The sequence below is a fragment of the Clostridium sp. C2-6-12 genome (genome assembly GCF_009928485.1).
In the GTDB taxonomy this organism is placed as follows: domain Bacteria; phylum Bacillota; class Clostridia; order Clostridiales; family Clostridiaceae; genus Clostridium.
On record NZ_JAABNP010000003.1, the window covers coordinates 237,725 to 256,148 of the forward strand.

Consider the following 18,424-nt stretch of genomic DNA (forward strand, 5'->3'; position numbering starts at 1 on the left):
ATGAATAAAGTTGATTTTAAAGGAAGTGTAATTTTAAATCCAGTACCTGTGGTTTTAATTACTTCAAAAAACAATGAAGGTAAAACCAATGTTTTTACAGTTGGTTGGACAGGAACTATCAATACCAAACCACCTATGCTTTATATTTCCATAAGACCTGAAAGATTATCTTATGAATATATAAAAGAATCTATGGAATTTGTAGTAAATTTACCTAGTTCAGATATGGTAAAAAAAGTAGACTATTGTGGTGTTAGATCTGGTAAAAAGAATGATAAAATAACTGAAATGGGATTTACTTTAAAAGATAGCCTTAACATTTCAACCCCTTACATTGAAGAGTGTCCTGTAAATATTGAATGTAAAGTAACAAATATAGTTCCTCTTGGAACTCATGATATGTTCATAGCTGAAGTTGTAGGTTCTCATGTTGATGAAACTATAATAGATGAAAAAGGTAAAATCCGTTTTGATAAAGCAAATATGATGGCTTATTGCCATGGAGAATATTTTCCTTTAGCAAAAAATCCTATTGGTTCCTTTGGTTTTTCAGTTATGAAGAAAAAAACTAAAAAACGTCGTAGGGAAAAAATTAAGGAAGGTAAAAAGAAAGACTAATTTTTTTAATAAGTATCTTCATATAATAAATGCAGTAAATAATTAATATTTACTGCATTATTTTATATATAATAATGTATAGTAATTTGTGATATAATTTTACTATATGGAGGAGGGATATTTATGGACAAATTTGTAATTGCAATAACAAGAACTTGTGGGAGTGGTGGGACAACCATCGGAAAAATGCTTTCTAATGATTTTGGAATAAATATGTATGATAAAGAGTTATTACGTTTAGCTTCAGATGATAGCGGTATAAATGAAGCCTTATTTGCTAATGCGGACGAAGATGTAAAAAACAGTTTATTATATAAAGTTTCAAAGCATGTCTATAATGGTGAATTAATTCCACCTGAAAGTGGAGATTTTATTTCAGACATTAATTTATTTAATTACCAAGCTAAGATATTACGTGAACTTTCCGATCGTGAATCTTATGTTGTAATCGGTCGTTGTGCTGACTACATTTTAAGAGATAAACCAAATGTTTTTAAAATCTTTATCCATGCATCAGATGAATATTGTATCCAACATGAAATGGACATTCTTGGTGTTTCAGAAAAAGAAGCTATTAAACAAATTAAGAAATTAGACAAATATAGAAGTGATTATTACAACTACCATACAGGAAGAAAATGGGAAGATGTTAAAAATTACGATTTATCACTTGATACTAGTAAATTAGGTTTTGATAAATGTGTTAAATACATTAAGGAATATATTAAACTTCGAATGGAGTCATAAATAACTCTGTATTTATAAATAAGAGCGTACTTAAATAAAAATGCCTTTTATTAATTATTCTCGTAGCATTTTAGTTTTAAGTACGCTTTTCTATTATATAAATTCTAACTAATTATTAATTCGCAAAAAAATATTTATTTAATATTTCAAACATAGTATGACTTATATCTTCAAACATGTCTATAACTTCTATTTTTTCACTTTTTTCATCATATCCAACTAGATAAATATAAACTTCATCTTTTTCATATGAAAGAAGATATCCTATTTCCTTATCATATTCTAAATCAATTTTTTCATATTTTTTTGAAGTAATCTCATATAAATTATTTTCTTTCTTTTTTAAACTTCTCATCATTAGTTTAGTATATGTATCTATATTTATTTTATCATCATTAATATACATCTTATCATCTAAGGTTATAAATATATTTTCTCCATTGTATTTACCAAAAGGAAAATATAAGTATTTCTTTTCTTTTAGAAAAGGAATTACAAAATCCTTTAATTCAGACTTTATTTCTTTATATCTATTTCCTTTTCTATCGATTGAATACATTAAGCTTGTATAATCTTCATTCCAAGCAAAATATTTTTTTTGCCATTCTTCGATAAATAATATAAAATTCAAAAAATCAAGTTCATCATATTTCCTTTTAACTAAGAAATTATTTTTTACGTGGTTTTTCAATTTTTCTTCTTCTAATTTTTCATCATTTATTTTATTTATAGCTTGTCCTTGCTTAGCAATAAAATAACTCAAATCATTTCCAAAGTTTGTTGTTAAAATTATTTTCAAGATTAATTTATTATATTTTAAATTAATCTTACTTTCTATTCCCTTTTCTAAGTTGTTCATACACTTATCTAAATATTGTTTTACTATATTAGAATCTTTTTTCACATATCCTTCTTTTTCTAACCTAACCTGACTTAAATCTCTTTTTGCATATTCCTCCATAAGGTAAACTTGATTATCCATATTTTTAGTTTTTATTGATGTTATCATAGGAATAGTTCTAAATAATTTTTCCCCTAAAGCCTCTTCTATATTTGACACATAATTTTGGGGAAATTTCAAAGCACATTTAGCCTTAAATTCTTCATAAAATTTATTAATAGTACTTATCTCTTCCATAATATTTATTTCATATTTTAGTACTATTTTTTCCTCTATTTCCGATACAATTAACAATTTACTTTTTTCAAAAACATATCCTAATCCATAGGTTATAAGTAGCTCATCATCACAAACCATTTTTACACGTCCCCTACATCCATTATAAAATTCATTACTATCTTACTGTTTACAATACACATTCTACATAATTATAATTGGCAAACATAGATGCAATCAACAAGTAAATATTGCTAAACTCCTTTATTTATGGGGCTTGGGGAAATTTATTATATAAGTTATTCTTTTTATTTTATTCACTTAAGCTTTTGAAACCTTTTCCTAACACTTCACTAGTTTCATTAACTGTTATAAAAGCTTCAGAGTCCTTATCTTTAATAAATTTTTTTAATTTTATAAATTGACTTCTATTTAATATGGTTAAAATCATACAGCTATGCTTCCCAGTATATCCACCTTTGCCATAAAACACAGTGCAACCTCTGTCTATATCATTAATTATATAATCAGAAATAAGCTTCTCTTGTTCTGTAAATATCATAACTTGTTTTGACATATTTAATCCATCTATGAATTTATCAATTAAATTTCCTGTTAAATAAATACTTAACAAGCCAAATAAAGCTAATTCGGTTCCAAAGGTATACATTGCAAGCATTATTACTATAGAATCAGATATTAACAATCCTTTTCCAAAGTCAATATGAGCATATTTATTCAATATTTTTGCTGTTATACTTGTTCCACCTGTTGTTGCATCCTGAGTCAGCATAATTGCTGATCCTAAAGCTAGAAGAACACTTCCAAATATAGATGCAAGCATTAAATTGTTAGTGACTGCAGAGATTGTATAATTTTTTTCTATAATTGATAAAGCAAAGGATAATCCAAAAGCTGCATACATGCTTTTAATTCCGAAATTTCCTCCAATTAGTACAAATGCTAATATAAATAAAATAGCATTACATACAATCATTACAATTCCTGTATCAAAACCTAAAATATTATTAATTACAAGTGCTAACCCAGAAACACCTCCTGATGCTATCTTATTGGGAAAGAAAAAGAATTCAAATGATATAAGTACTAATATTAATCCTATTGTTATAATTCCGTATTCCTTTAATATTTTTTTCATGTTATCCTCCTTTTTTGACTTCTCAATATATAAATTTTCTACCAAAACAAACAATTTATACACTATCATATAAAATCAAAAACTGCAATCCATATTTAGGTGCATTAAAAAACAATTCCCACATGATTGTTGTAGAAATTGCTTGAATCAAACTTTTACTAGTTTTTAATAATAAAATAAGTAACACAATGTTTAATTAATAATTAAACATTGTGTTACTATTAGTTATTTTATCATATGATACAAAAATGTAGCAAAATTATATGCTGCTGGTGCAATTATTACTGTCATAATACCTGCAATACCAATTGAAAGACTGCTCATAGCACCTTCAATTTCACCAAGCTCCAAGGCTTTGCTGGTTCCAACAGCATGAGCTGCAGTCCCTATTGAAATTCCAACAGCTACCTTATCCTTTATTCTAAACACTTTACAAATAGTAGGGCCAAATACAGCTCCCATTATCCCTGTAACAATGATTGCTAATACTGTTATTGGTACCAAACCTCCTAATTGACTGCTTATAGATATTCCTATAGGGGTTGTCACTGACTTTGGAACTAATGATTTTATTATACTTGAATCTAATCCAACTAAATACGATATTCCTATTATAGAAAATGCCCCTATAACACTTCCTACAAATATTCCTGTTAAAATTGCCTTTGCATTTTCCTTAAGTAGATCAAGCTGCTTATATAAAGGTACTGCAAGAACTACCGTAGATGGTCCAAGGAACATATTTATAAATTGACCACCTTTATTATATGTATCAAAATCAATGTTAAATGCAAATAAAAAACATATTATAAGTGCTATTGCAATAAGCAATGGATTCAAAATAGGTATTCTTGTATTCCTGTTAATAAATATTCCAACTTCAAAAGCAGCTAATGAAAGCACTACTCCAAATAAAACATTGTTAATCAATATATTCAACTACTTCATCGTCCTTTCTCATGTGTTTATAAATTTTATTAATTCTTTTCTTTTGCTCTTTTAGAAATTGCCTGAACAATAATTCCAGTAGCTCCTATTATTATTACAGTTGTAGATAAACACACAACTAATAACTGCCACCATGTTGATTTTATTATTCCCATTGAAGCCATTAAGCCAACTCCTGCTGGAATAAAGAAAAAAGCTAAATGATCCAATAAAAAACTTGTTATATTTGAAATATTATCAACCTTAACCACCTTAGTATATAATAAAACAAACAATATTATCATACCTAAAATATTTCCCGGTATGGGCAAATGAAGTGAGGTCGACAAAAATTCTCCAACTAAATAAATTCCAAGTATAATTAATGCTTCTCTAAATAATTTCAATTTTATCATCCTCCAATTACTTAGACAAAAATTTAAATAGCCCTTTAGCTATTATTTTAGATGTCTCTTATAATTAAATTTACCACTATTAAAAGAATAAGTAAAACGGCTTTTTACCTTAAGTAAAGGTTACCTTTTTCAAGATAACCTTTATAACTGCCTTATTTTTAACTTTTATCTCTCACAATCTTTTTTTCGACAAAGGCAACTATTTCATACATTATAAATGCAATTACCGAAAGAATAACTATGCTCATCATTACCATATCTAGCTGGGCAACTTGTCCGCCATAAACTATTAAAAATCCCAAGCCATTTCTTGCAACTAAGAATTCCCCCATTATTACACCTACCCAGGATAACCCAACATTTATCTTTAGAGCTGAAATGAATATTGGAATAGAATATGGGAAAATTAAATACCGTAATATCTGTATTTTTGATGCCCTAAAGGTATTCATAAGCATAATTTTTTCTTTATCTATTTCATTAAAACCTGTTAATACACTTATAATTGTTGTTATAACTGAAATTAGCAAAGCAATAACAATTATTGCAGGCATTCCATTTCCAATCCAAAATATTATAATTGGTGCTAAAGCCACCTTAGGAAGTGCATTTAAAACAACTAAATATGGATCTAATATTTTGGATACAAAAGGGCATGCCCACAAAATAACTGCAATTAATGCCCCGAAAATTGTTCCTAGAGAAAAGCCTAAAATCGTTTCATAACAAGTAATTCCTATATGCTTAAATAAACTTCCATCTTCATATAAAGAAACAAAAGACTTTATAACTCTAGCTGGACTGGAAGTTAAAAAAGGATCAATCCATTTCAAATTTGCACCTATCTGCCATAAACTTATAAAAATAACTAGTATAAGAACTCTTATAATTACAACTTTTCTTTTAGTTGAAACTACTTTCTTTAAATATATTTCATGTTCCTTACTAACTTTATTTTCATCCTTCATTTTTAGAATTTTATTATTTTCCCGTTTATTACTCATTTCCTTCATTCAACTCCTTCCACAATCTATTAAAATATTCGGTAAACTGCGGACTTCTTCTCTTTTGAAAAGGAGTTAAATCACTGTTTTCAAAATTTATTGATATTTCTACTTTTACATTGGCAGGTCTCTTGGTTAAGACTATCACTTTTTCAGATACGGAAATAGCTTCGGCAATATCATGTGTTACCATAATAGCTGTCTTTTTTTCTGTTTTTATTATCTTATAAACATCATCGCAAACTAAAAGTCTTGATTGATAATCTAAAGCTGAAAAGGGTTCATCTAAAAAGAGTACATCTGGCTTTAAAGCTAATGTTCTTATAAGTGCTACTCTTTGTCTCATTCCACCTGAAAGTTCACTTGGATAATGATTCTTAAATCTTAATAAGCCATAAACATCTAATAACTCATTTGCTCTTTCCTTTGTTTCTTCATTTAACTGTTTTTTTATCTTTAATCCTAAGATTACATTTTCCCAAACTGTATTCCACTCAAAAAGATGATCCTTTTGAAACATATATCCGATTTTATCTAAATTATTTTTTATATCTTCATCTTTATATAATACTGTTCCATTTGAAGGTTCTAGTAATCCACTCATTATATTAAGCAATGTAGACTTACCACATCCTGATGGACCTAAAATCGATACAAATTCACCCTCATTTACTTCAAAGTTAACATTATTTAAAGCAGTTGTTTCTCCTTTTATGGAATGGTAATTTAAAGATACCTTTGATACTTTAACCAAACTCAAATTTAATCCACCACCTTCTTATCTTAATTCAGTTTATTTTACTGCCTTTTCTACATATGAATTATCAACTATCTTTGTAAATTCTGGTCTTTGTGGCATTAAATTTGAATCATAATCTGAAATTATAGTCATAAGCCTGTTTAAGTTTTCTTCTTTTATTTCTGGAGTATGAGCTATAGCATCAATCTTCTTGTAATTATCAATAACTGTCTTAATTGTCTCTTTATCAGTTCCTGGAAAATACTGAATTATACTATCAGCTGTTTCCTCTGTACTATGACTAAAGAACCATACTTGTCCCTTATAAATTGCCTTTGTAAAATTCTCTATAACCTTTGGATTCTTATCCATATAAGATTTTGTAGCAAAATAGCAAGTATACGGAATAAGACCTGATTCTTCACCAACTGATGCAAGAATTGTACCTGTTCCTTCTTTTGCAAGAACTGAAGCTGTTGGCTCAAAGAGTGCTACGTAATCGCCAGTACCACCTTTAAATGCTCGGTACATGAAAAAACGATTTTAGATAAGTGTGTTTTGAAAGTTGATTTAAAAGATGAGTTTAAAGATATGCCAGCTAATACAATAGCTGAAAATTTAGTTAGACTTAGAAATATAAATAATTTAACTCAAAAAGAATTGTCACATATTACTGGAATTAATAAATCACATATATCTAAATATGAACGTGGTAAATTATTTCCCACTAAGAAAAATTCAATTATATTATCTAACTTTTTTAACCTTAATACAAAATATTTTTATGATGATTATTTAGAAAAAATGGATAGTTTTCATGAGGATCTTACTCAGTTATTAAATAATACTGAATTCAGTAAAAATAAAATTTGTAAAATTTTAAACATATCAAAGAGAAGTTTATATAGATTTTATTATGGATATGATATACCATCTAGAGATATATTTTCTAGAATAAATAATAAAATAAAGCTTCTTAATATTTTAATTTAAAATACTGCAAAAAAATAGGGTTGCAAACATTCCTTCTAATGTTTACCACCCTTTAAAAATAATTATTGAACTCGTAAAAATTCCTCATAATTTTCTATTTTATCCTCTCTATTGGTTTGTTTTAACCAACTGTTATAAGATTTGATAATTTTTTCTACCGTTTTTAGATTTAATTTATTTTTCTTTTTATCGTTATTTTTTACATACAAATTAATTTTCATTATATTACCCATGCATATTTCACCTCACTTTATACTAATATAATACCATTTGTTTTTGTCAGTTTAATGTCAATAATATTAATCTTTTCTTAAAATAAATTGAGGGCATATGATTACCCATATCCCCTCAACCTAATGGCTATTGTGCAATTTAGCCAAATGAATTATACCATATTTAAAATATAAATTTAAACAAAAAACTCCAAAATAACAAATTAATTTATCTACTGGTACAATGTAAACATCTTTTTATTAAATACTTATCTCCAACGTTTAAGTTTTGGTAACAAAGAAGTCAATTCTTTTCTTGCTTCTTCTTCTCCTATCGCTGCTCCTAAAACAGGCATAATTATCTCAATCATTTCTTCCATTGATATATTGGGCTGTATGAATTTTTCGTCTTTGTAGCAATTGGTACAATAAATACTTTTACTTCCGTCTAGCTCTGTTGCTATGAAATGCGAATGTTCTTCATTAAAGGGTAAACCACAACTTTGACACATTGTTACTTCTTCCATTTTTATCATTCCTTTCAAAATATGAAACTTACTCAATAGTTTTTCTTATCTAATTATATCTTTATTATAACATATTGCCTAAAAAATATTTCTGAACCTAAAACAAGCAGTAGTCCACTCTTGGCTACTGCTTTCATTTAATGTTAAACTTTATTTTAAATGTTATTCACAACATAACTTTCTATAAAATACTTTTATTTATTATTTGTCATTAAAAATTGACCTAAATCCTTGTCCATTCCAGTTATATGGCTTCTCCACCAATTTGACATTTCTTTTTGAACATTTAAAACTAATAATGCAGATGTTCCTTTTGAATCAAAGGTTTCTCTTAATTTTTTCAATTCACTTTTAAATTGTTCATGTTGTTCGTGTTGCATATTATATTTAGGATAGTTATTCTTCCTTTGAATCATTTCTTCTTCTGTAAAGTGTTTAATAACATATTCCTCAAGAAAATCTAATGTTTTCATGATTTCATCTTTAGCTTTTCCTTCTTTCATTGCAGATAACAATTGATTAATACGATCAAACAATTCTTTGTGTTGATTGTCAATACTATTAATTCCTGTTGATAAATTATTGTCCCAGTTCATACCCATGCCCATACAAAACACACCTCTCATAAATTATATTATTGTCTTTTAAAACCATATATAATTATTTCTACAATTTTGTAAAAATACCTCTTTTTATGTTTACTTTTATTTACTTTTATTTCCACAAAAAATAGCAGAATTTTTAATTATTCTTCTTATTTATTTATATTTTTTTGTTATTAGTTAGTATTCTATAATTATTTTTGTCATTATATAACATTAATTGTCACATGATTATTTTAATAATATATTCTTGTAATTTGGACAAAAAAAGACTATAATATCCATTTTAATTTAGCTTTCTAGTCTTTATTTCCTTAATATAGTTTTAATCGATACTATTTTTCAGGAGCTCTATATCCAGCAGCTTCTGCTTCTTCTACAGTCTTAAACCATTGTACAACGTTTGTTGTTTTATCATAATATTTTCCATCTGGAACATGATATATCTTATTTTTGCTTCCTTTTATAAGTCCATTTCCACTAATATCTACATATGCATTACTACTTGAATAATTTGCACTAGTGTTATTTGTTTGATTAGAAATCCAAATTCCATTACTATTTAAATAATATCCTTCAACAGTTGTATCATGAGCCATATATCCATCTGAATAGAAATAATACCAAGCTCCATTAATTTGCTTCCACCCAGTTGCCCAAGAGTTTCCTTCTGTATACCACCATCCATTTGAGTCTGACTTCCATTCAGCATTTGCAACCATTGGTGTTACTGCAAAAAATGTCATTAACGTAATAAAACCAGCAATTAGTCTTTTTTATTTGTTCATTATTTCGCATCTCCTTTATAATTTTCTGTTTATAAAATTATTTCTACATTATTATAGAAATTCCTTCACCATAATACAAAAAATAGAAATACAAAAATAAATGGTAATATTTCAAATTTATTTTCATTAAAAATATTACCATTTTTTAAACTATATTTGATTTTTATATTTTATCCTTGAGTAACTGTAATTTCTTTTCCTTTAAACACAATAGCAAGCTTTATTATGTTCTTTACACCTTTTTGTACTAGCTCCGTTTCATACTTCTTTTCTTCAATTTGGTTTAAAGCCTCTTTTGTTGCCTCTTCTATAGTATCATCTAGAAAATAATCAATTTTCTTAAATTCAATAATAATTCCTATTTTAGAGTTATCCTTAGGAATTATCATAACATCATACCTCCCATAACCACTTTCTTTATTTGATTTAACCTCATAATCATTTGAAAGTGATACAAGCATCCCAAGAACAAAGGCATGATAAACTCTTTCTGGTTCTCTTCCTGATATATCGAAGTAACTTAAATTATTAATTACAAATTCTTTAAAGATACCTGCAAAAATTTTTATATTTCCATTTATCAATGTGTCTAACATTGTTTGATAATACTCATTGGTCACCGTTTCCTTGAACCATTTTTCAATTAAATTCTTATAGAAAATCAATACTTCTTTATTAGGTATTTTTAATTCACAATTTAATAAGCCTTCTATATTTTCAGTTTTAACAGCCTTCAAATATCCGCTCATTAATAGAAAACTCCAAATATTCTCATTAGAATCTTCCACCTCTGACATTACTATATTATCATCAATTACTTTGTTTATTGATTTCCCTTCTATAAGTTCTTCAAGTTCAAGCTTTAACTTATTGTCACCTTTAAGCAGTAATTTTTTTATCAAATCATTGCTGCTGCTATTAATCCAATATGGCATGAAACCACTTGTGTTATTATCAATATAATTTAAAACTGACCATGGGTTATATATTACTTCTCCACCAAAAATATATCCGTTGTACCATTTCTTTATATCTTCACTTTTATCGTCTAAATCATAATATATTAAAAGTTCTTTTAATTCTTTTTCAGTAAATCCAAATTTCTCGTTAAATTTAAAACCTAAAACAGTATTTACTTGAATATTATTTAATCCAGAAAAAATACTTTCTTTTGCAACTCTGAGTATTCCTGTTATTAAAGATTTTTCAATACATAAGTTATCCTTTAATGCTGCTGTTAGTAAATTTCTTATTAATACTATCATTTTGTCATAATAGCCTTGTATATATCCTTCTTGGATTGGCACATCATATTCATCTATAAATAGCATTACTTTTCTTCCATAATATTTATTCATGTAACGCATAAGAGCACTTATAGCTTCTGAGTTCTCAGCTATTGTAGCCTTTTTCAAAATCACATTTTTAAAATCTTCTTTATCAAATTCACTCAGCTTATCACTATCTAATAGATAAATATGTTCTTTATATAAATCTGATAATAGAACTCTAATTCCATCCTCAAAATTTTCATATGATATATGCTTTTGATTTTTAAATGTAATAAAAATTACAGGATATTCTCCTTGAAGCTTCATTATTTCTTCTTCGTTTTCTATATTTAAGCCTTTGAATAAATCTTTTGTTTCTTCTTTAGTTCTTATATCAAAAAAATATTTCAACATACTTAAATTTAAAGTTTTCCCAAACCTTCTTGGTCTTGGTGTTAATATAATATCAGCACCATTTTCTATAAATTCTTTTATTAACAAACTTTTATCTACGAAATAATTTTTTCCTTCTATTAGCTTCTTAAAATCAGATATTCCTATTTTTATTTTTTTTTTCATTTACTACACCTTCTTTCCTGCACGGTTCTTTATCTTATGTATTATTATAGACATTTTTTATAACATTTAAAATAATTATTTATATACACTTATTATTTAACTAATTTGTATTCATATTTGTGTATTAATGTAACATTAAATCAACTTACTTATTTTTGCTTTGTTCTTTTAATAGATCTCTTATTTCAGCGAGAATTTTAGTATTTTCTTTTAATAATTTAACTCGTTGTGCTAACAGATAATTTTTCATTAATAGTATTATTATACCATTAGATATGACTATACTATTCCTAGAGTTCTGGAACAGGATTTCAAGAAAATTTATCCAAAAATCAAGTCCTTAACTCTTAATATGTCTGGTTTGGTATTTAAGGTTTTATTGATAAAGCAACAAATATTGTGAGCTAGTATTTTATTATTTATTCGACTGATAAGTCCCCACATAGATTTAGCTAAAACCCTTTGTATATTTAATTGTTCTGAGAGCTGAGAAAATTAGGTTTCAACTCTTCTTCTAGCTTTAAATATCATTTATCTAAATCTTTTTGGGATTAAACTCTTACTATTTTTTCTTTTAAGCGAAATAAGATTTATAGAATTTTCAGATTTTAAATCCAATTCTAGCTTATCATCTACATAACCTTTATCACCTATAACCGTTGAAAACTGCAAGTTTTCAGTTAACTCCCATACTGCGATTCTATCATCTATATTACCTGGAGTTAATGTAAAGTCAGTCAAATACCCATCTAATGCTATTAATGCATGAAGCTTAAATCCATAATATGTTTCCTTTTTGGAAACACATTTTCCGTAAGCAGCTTTATGCTTAAATGTTTTATTAAAATGTGCTCTTCCAAACTTGCAAACAGGAATAGGCATGCTATCCATAATTCTGTATTCATCATAATTATAATTAAGAAACTTAGTTATTTCTTTACGGATTTCATCGACGACTTTAAACAAAGATTTTCTTGTTCTATGAAATCTAGTTCTTGTACAGAATTTTGGGAATAAATCTCTTAGGTTTTTAGTACAAAAACCTAACCAAGCTTTTTCAGAGTCGATAGTAAGTAGTTCTCCAACAATCGATAATGTAATTATTTCACTATCACTCATTATAGCTTTATCAACGTTTCTACGATTTTTAATATGCGTTGGTGTAACCTTTTGGTAAAAATCATCAATTATTACAAAAGTAACAGTAACAAAATCTTTTAAATCATTTATTAGTATGTTAGAATTTTTATTAGGCTCTAACATATTGCTACCTCCTATCATTGATTGTTTGTCCTTTTGATGATAGCGTAACAAATTTGTTAGAGCTTTTCTATTTGTAAATAATGCTAGTGAATTTAACTAGCACAAAGAGTTAATTTAGTATTAATAGACCTATCACTAACTGTTTGAATAATAATATAAGAACAAAATAATAATATAATTATTAGTACTATCATTTCATTCATCTCTTCACCCCACAATATATCAAATCAACTATAATTCTATTTGCCTTATAATAAAATCATTATAACATATATTGTAAACATTATATTATTCAATTTTAAGGCTTAATTTAATTAAAATTATTGAACTTAAAAATAGCCTACCACATTTAAAGTCTTGAAATCTTTTTCTTACAAGTTCTTTTTTTATTAACTCAATATATCTATCTTTTAAATATTTATCACTTCACTAACTCCACATTATAAATTTGTTTGAAAATAATAATTAATTCCTCTTTAATATACTAAGCGCATGATCTAAAACCTTCATTCTTAATTCTGGTGGACACATTTTCATAACAATAGATACCTGTAGCTTTGCTAACATTTCATTAAAACTCTTTTCACTTTCTAATCCTATTATCTTTACTTTTAATTCATCACCTTTCATTTCTATTCTCCAAAGAGATTAATAATTTTATAATATGATCTAAACTTTTATTTGTTACTTCATAAATTTAATAGTATAAGTTCTTCCATAATTATTTAAGTTTTTAAGTAATAAAATAACTTAATTCACTTTAAAATATGATTAGAATGTATAATGTTATTAGATTAAATGTTAAGGGCGGTGAATTTATGATAGATAATACTGATATTCTAAGTTTGTTTAGTAAAATGGATTTAGAAATGCAAGAAATAAAATTTGATTTTAAAAACAGATTTGATTACTTAGAAACCCAAATATGAAAAATTATGCAGTTTTTAAGAAAATAGATAATAACATTTAATGGTTAAACGAAAATCTAGGATTATTTACAAAAGGTTCAACACAAATTCAAAAAATAGATTTAACTATCACTGCTAGACTTAAAACTCTATGAATAGCATTATCTCATTCATCAAAGAATGTAAATGATATCAATAAAACTTTTCATTCTAATGATTTACTAAAAAACATTTATAAAAAAGAGTTTTTATTTTAATTGTACTTTAAATACCTATAACATTTAGTTGATAAATACTATAAAATAATCAAATAAAAGTAGTGTCGGAAATATTATTTATAAGTGAGAATATTTAATGATTAAAATATTCTTTTGTTTCACATGAAGCGTGGTATTAGTCAATTCTGAAGTTAAATTATCCAACTCTTATTCCCTTAAAATCATTTATATTTTTGATTGAGGTTAAAATTGTAAAATTTGTTTAAACAAAAATAAATATTCTTATTTAATATATACAAGTAAATTAGCTGCTTGATAAATATGAAAGTCAATCAAGCAGCTAATATCTTTTGATTATCTATATACAAATTTTTTTGCTGTTTGTATATTTTTCTTAATACAATTTATAGTATTAATTTGCCTTTAGTTACATCAAAATAGCTTTTTCTTTATTTTTATAATACTAGTTTAAAAACTATTTTATCAGGAGACTATTAGAACACTTGATTCTTTCTACTAAATTCTCAATTTCACTTTTCAAATTTAATGATTCATTATAATTCTTATCCTCCCAATTCGAAATTACTTCTTTTGCAATTTGAACTTTTCTATCAGTATAATGTTTAGATATCTTTTCCTTTTCTTTTGAACTTAATTCTGAACCATCTTCTAAAAGATACATCTGAGAATAAAAACAATCAAATGAATCAAATTTAGAAATTTTTTTCTTGTTTAAATTCTCTAACTCTATAACTAGTTTCGTATTCCCCTCTTCTTCTTTGAAAGAATGTTTTCTAATCTTATCCATAGATAATACCTTTATTAAAAGGTCCTGTGGTATATAATTCTCAATTTCCCTACCTTCTGTTATCCATAAATAAATGTAATCTTTAAATTTTTGTTCATCTCCAATCTTTTCTATATTTAACGTTTCTAATCTCTCTATAATTGACTGAACACGCTTCTTTAACGTTTTGCTTTCTTCACATTTATCTGAATCACAAACTATTGCACAATATCTACTTGTACTTAAAATATTTATAAACCTTTCATCATCCATTATGCTATAACTTGCCAAGTTAGATCCACCATACATCAAAAAGCTATAATGTTTTCCTTCTATTAAAGTTCTATCTGATAAATCACTTATCCATTTATTTAAATAAATTCTATCACTAGGACCTTCTACCCAAATAATAAAATTACTTTGTAATAACTGAGATGCTCTAATTCCTAACTCATCAAGTAACTCATATTTTTTTATAATATTATTACATTGTTGTATTATTGATGCATTGTTTTCTTTACGAACAATTTTGTGAATGCTCCATGTATTGCTTATTCTATCAATAAGTGCTGAGGAGTGTGTTGATATAAAAAATCTATGATTTTTAAAATTGTTTTCAATAATATCAACAAACTGTATTACTGCTTCTGGATGTAAATTGCACTCTGGCTCTTCTATGAATACATTTAAAGGAATTTCTCGATTCATATACAAATATGAAAGTAACATAAATAATTGTGATACTCCAGTTCCTAATTGATTTAGATATGATGATATCTTTTTATCACCTCGTTGAATATAAAAACGTATATCAGTTGCCGTAGGATCTATCTCAAAATATGGTTCAGAAAGAATATTTCTAAGCCATTTTTGAAGTTCTTCTTTATATATTAGCCACTCTGAATCTTTTTCATTTCTCAAATTGATAATATCTTTGATAATGCTACTTCCATCAAAATCACATTCTTTTTGAGGTGATTCTCCTCTATCAAAATGTCTTATAGGATCAACAAATACTAAGCTTTTTATAAATGCAGTCCAATATTGATACGTATCTAAAATATAATCTAAACTATCTGTTGGGTTTTCATAAAATCCACGCTTTGGATTAAATACCTGAGGTTTGTCTTCCATTGGCATTAACAAATAATTTTCTTTATCATACTTTACCGATAAACAAGTAATCTTATTTTTAGTATCATGCATAGAATATAATTTTAGATTTGATTTATCTTCATGAAATGTAGGTTTATTTTCATCCCATAAAGATTCAACATCTTCTAATTCTATATTACATACTATCTTTCCATTTTCCCAAGCCCAAGTATCTTGTTGTGAAAAAACTTCATTTATTTTATTATATAAATCATAATCTGCAAGCACATTATAACTTTGCTTTTTATCTTTTAAAACTTTCAATGCTAATTCACGTAAATAATAAAAATATCGAAATAAATTAGATTTACCTGAATTATTAGGTCCTATCAATAAATTAATATGCTTCAAATTTGATAATATTATTCCATTTTCTTCTGAAAAGGAACGCCATCCTTTCAAATCTATTTTTTTAATTTTCATTAACGCCACCCTTTGATATTGAACTTTTTTCACGTATTTGCCAATTTCGAATTATCTTTTGTATATCATAGTCTTTCGGTATTCCTTTCGTCCATGCTTTATGAAATCTAACATCATTACTTTTAGGTCTAGGATTTGGTTCCTCAAAATAAACTTTTCCAGGCAATAGCATTGCATCTCCTGTTACTAAAGCTTCTCCGTCACGCAAACTTGGAAGAACATTCGCTTGATCACCTAACGTGTCTGGCAATAACCTTCTTATCTTATTTTGATCTAAATCACTTGTTAATCTTAGTGTTATAAACGTACCACATTGAGATAAAACTGTTGAAGAAACATTTGAAGGACGCTGGCTTACAACAACAAGACTTATACCATACTTACGGCCTTCTTTCGCAATTTTCTCAATTCTCTGTAAGCATAGCGAATATTCAGAAGAATTTTCCTCCGGAATATATGTATGTGCTTCTTCCAATATTAATGATATAGGTAAGTTTTCAGGGTCAATATCCCAATAACAATAATCAAAGCATAGTCGTGCTAAAACTCCAACACATATAGCTCTTACTTCTGTTGGTAATCCACTTAAATCTAAAACTGATATATACTTCTGATTTTCTGGATCAATTCCAAATAAAGATGTAAAATATTCACCTAATGACAGTTGTGATTCCTTATCAGTTTTCAAGAAACTAAACCTTGTATCATCATTTATACTTTTTATTTTTAAGATAATTTTATTAAACGTGTCTTTATCAGCTGCTTTAGTTTTAGAATCTTCTTTTTTTTCTTCTATTTTTTTAATCAATTTATCTATATCAAAAAATATTGGACTATCTACTGAAATTCTTTCTTTCAATGTAACATCTTCAATTTGTTCGCTTTTTAGTTCCTCTATTAGATCTTTTATGTACATTTTTTGTGTTCCACCTGCACTTGGATAATAAATATTAATAAATTCTTCCAAATCAAGAAACCAATATGGAAGTGAAAACTTACTCCACTCTATACAATTAGCTTTTTCCTCCCATTGCTTTGAAAAAGCATTTTGATATTCATTATGCACATCAAAAAATATAAGCCTTGGATATGGATAATCTCTTAAAATTGATTGAGCTATTCTAGCAACTGTGCTGCTCTTTCCACTTCCTGTAGTTCCTAAGATAGCAACATGTCTTCCTAATAGTCTATCCAAATCGAAATATACATCACCAGCTCCTTTCATAGATCTTCTTCCTACATTGAAATATTTTTTCTTATTTTCATCATCCATTTGATCGTCTATTCCCAATAAATAATTTATTTGTTCACCTTTTAATAAATATGAATCGCAACTAATAGGTGGTAACTGATCTACCCCTCTCGTAAATTTAGACTTTCCATCTAAACTACCTACTACAGATAAATTTACAATTTTATTTTCCTTCGTATTTCCATCCCTTTTTTCTACTTCCTCAATTTGTATTCGAGTTACAATACAAATAGTATCTCCATGAAATCCTCCGCAATTAACAAAAGCTCCAACTTCAACATGCAAATAATCCTTTCCATTCTCTACTTTCAATTTTTCTGCTCTAAGAACTATCTCACTCCCATCAACACTACGCACTGTTCCAAAACAATATTCCTTAATTCTTAAATTCATACATAAATCCCCCTTGTATAAATTAGGTTAGTGTAAAGTGTTTACACTAAAACAAATTAAACCATATTTTAAATTTCTATCATAATAGCTAGAAATTTAATCTCATTATAGCATATTTTGTAATTAATGAGATGGAAAATAAATGAACTTTATATGGTCATTTATTTTCCATCCCACTAACTTATACAGTTTGTGTGTTCCATGAAAAAAATTCTGAAAAACTCGTCATATGATAAATATATAATTCATTCCATAAATATATATTAAACTTAGTATAAACTAAGCGATTATATAAGCATTAATGAAAGCTCAATTCTCATATAATA

Annotated in this window: 16 protein-coding genes and 3 pseudogenes; 3 read left to right on the forward strand and 16 right to left on the reverse strand. The window is 26.7% G+C overall.

Translation table 11 applies throughout. From position 1 onward, the window contains the following. A complete protein-coding gene (locus tag GXK56_RS04220; RefSeq protein WP_160685476.1) occupies positions 1 to 618 on the forward strand; it encodes a flavin reductase family protein in 618 nt (205 codons plus the stop codon). A gap of 123 nt (positions 619 to 741) precedes the next feature. Beyond that, positions 742 to 1,365: a cytidylate kinase-like family protein gene (locus tag GXK56_RS04225; protein ID WP_160685479.1), complete on the forward strand. Its 624-nt coding sequence runs from the start codon at positions 742 to 744 to the stop codon at positions 1,363 to 1,365. A 115-nt stretch (positions 1,366 to 1,480) separates the two neighbouring features. On the opposite strand, the gene GXK56_RS04230 is transcribed toward GXK56_RS04225, so the two are convergent. From GXK56_RS04230 to GXK56_RS04260, 7 genes and pseudogenes are all read right to left on the reverse strand, one after another. Continuing rightward, positions 1,481 to 2,623 (reverse strand): hypothetical protein, encoded by a 1,143-nt coding sequence (locus tag GXK56_RS04230; protein ID WP_160685482.1) that lies wholly within the window; start codon positions 2,621 to 2,623, stop codon positions 1,481 to 1,483. A gap of 172 nt (positions 2,624 to 2,795) precedes the next feature. Then, positions 2,796 to 3,641, reverse strand: a complete 846-nt coding sequence (locus tag GXK56_RS04235) for a YitT family protein (protein ID WP_160685484.1) — start codon at positions 3,639 to 3,641, stop codon at positions 2,796 to 2,798. 225 nt (positions 3,642 to 3,866) lie between these two features. Continuing rightward, positions 3,867 to 4,580 (reverse strand): LrgB family protein, encoded by a 714-nt coding sequence (locus GXK56_RS04240; protein ID WP_160685487.1) that lies wholly within the window; start codon positions 4,578 to 4,580, stop codon positions 3,867 to 3,869. Between the two features lie 38 nt (positions 4,581 to 4,618). Further along, positions 4,619 to 4,975, reverse strand: a complete 357-nt coding sequence (locus GXK56_RS04245; protein ID WP_160685490.1) for a CidA/LrgA family protein — start codon at positions 4,973 to 4,975, stop codon at positions 4,619 to 4,621. Between the two features lie 167 nt (positions 4,976 to 5,142). Beyond that, positions 5,143 to 5,988: an ABC transporter permease gene (locus GXK56_RS04250; protein WP_160685493.1), complete on the reverse strand. Its 846-nt coding sequence runs from the start codon at positions 5,986 to 5,988 to the stop codon at positions 5,143 to 5,145. Then, complete coding sequence (locus GXK56_RS04255) at positions 5,981 to 6,748, reverse strand: ABC transporter ATP-binding protein (RefSeq protein WP_160685496.1); 768 nt, start codon at positions 6,746 to 6,748, stop codon at positions 5,981 to 5,983. The genes GXK56_RS04250 and GXK56_RS04255 overlap by 8 nt, the downstream gene beginning before the upstream one ends. Before the next feature lie 33 nt (positions 6,749 to 6,781). Next, positions 6,782 to 7,249, reverse strand: a pseudogene (locus GXK56_RS04260) (ABC transporter substrate-binding protein); the annotation flags it as partial. Between the two features lie 36 nt (positions 7,250 to 7,285). Between GXK56_RS04260 and GXK56_RS04265 the strand changes: the two are divergent. Then, a complete protein-coding gene (locus GXK56_RS04265) occupies positions 7,286 to 7,720 on the forward strand; it encodes a helix-turn-helix transcriptional regulator (RefSeq protein WP_160685502.1) in 435 nt (144 codons plus the stop codon). 62 nt (positions 7,721 to 7,782) lie between these two features. Here the strand turns inward: GXK56_RS04265 and GXK56_RS27685 are convergent, their stop codons facing one another. The 9 genes and pseudogenes from GXK56_RS27685 to GXK56_RS04305 all read right to left on the reverse strand — a co-directional run bounded on the left by GXK56_RS27685 (position 7,783) and on the right by GXK56_RS04305 (position 18,098). Further along, positions 7,783 to 7,953 carry a hypothetical protein gene (locus GXK56_RS27685; RefSeq protein ID WP_202127822.1) on the reverse strand — a complete coding sequence of 57 codons (171 nt, stop codon included), beginning with the start codon at positions 7,951 to 7,953 and terminating at the stop codon, positions 7,783 to 7,785. Between the two features lie 248 nt (positions 7,954 to 8,201). Further along, positions 8,202 to 8,495 (reverse strand): zinc ribbon domain-containing protein, encoded by a 294-nt coding sequence (locus tag GXK56_RS04270; protein WP_243156007.1) that lies wholly within the window; start codon positions 8,493 to 8,495, stop codon positions 8,202 to 8,204. Between the two features lie 158 nt (positions 8,496 to 8,653). Beyond that, positions 8,654 to 9,061, reverse strand: coding sequence for a bacteriohemerythrin (locus tag GXK56_RS04275; RefSeq protein WP_160685586.1), 408 nt, complete (start codon positions 9,059 to 9,061; stop codon positions 8,654 to 8,656). 335 nt (positions 9,062 to 9,396) lie between these two features. Next, positions 9,397 to 9,765 (reverse strand): annotated as a pseudogene (locus GXK56_RS28700) (hypothetical protein); the annotation flags it as partial. Between the two features lie 254 nt (positions 9,766 to 10,019). Next, positions 10,020 to 11,699 carry an AAA family ATPase gene (locus tag GXK56_RS04285; protein WP_160685505.1) on the reverse strand — a complete coding sequence of 560 codons (1,680 nt, stop codon included), beginning with the start codon at positions 11,697 to 11,699 and terminating at the stop codon, positions 10,020 to 10,022. A gap of 321 nt (positions 11,700 to 12,020) precedes the next feature. After that, positions 12,021 to 12,962, reverse strand: a pseudogene (locus tag GXK56_RS04290) (IS982 family transposase). 465 nt (positions 12,963 to 13,427) lie between these two features. Beyond that, entirely contained in the window at positions 13,428 to 13,592 is a 165-nt protein-coding gene (locus GXK56_RS27690) for a hypothetical protein (protein ID WP_202127824.1), read from the reverse strand. Between the two features lie 971 nt (positions 13,593 to 14,563). Next, the gene (locus tag GXK56_RS04300) at positions 14,564 to 16,453 is read right to left on the reverse strand and encodes an ATP-binding protein (protein WP_160685510.1); all 1,890 of its coding nucleotides are present in this window, start codon (positions 16,451 to 16,453) and stop codon (positions 14,564 to 14,566) included. Further along, the gene (locus tag GXK56_RS04305; RefSeq protein WP_160685513.1) at positions 16,443 to 18,098 is read right to left on the reverse strand and encodes an ATP-binding protein; all 1,656 of its coding nucleotides are present in this window, start codon (positions 18,096 to 18,098) and stop codon (positions 16,443 to 16,445) included. Before GXK56_RS04305 ends, GXK56_RS04300 begins: the two co-directional genes overlap by 11 nt. Positions 18,099 to 18,424 lie beyond the last annotated feature (326 nt).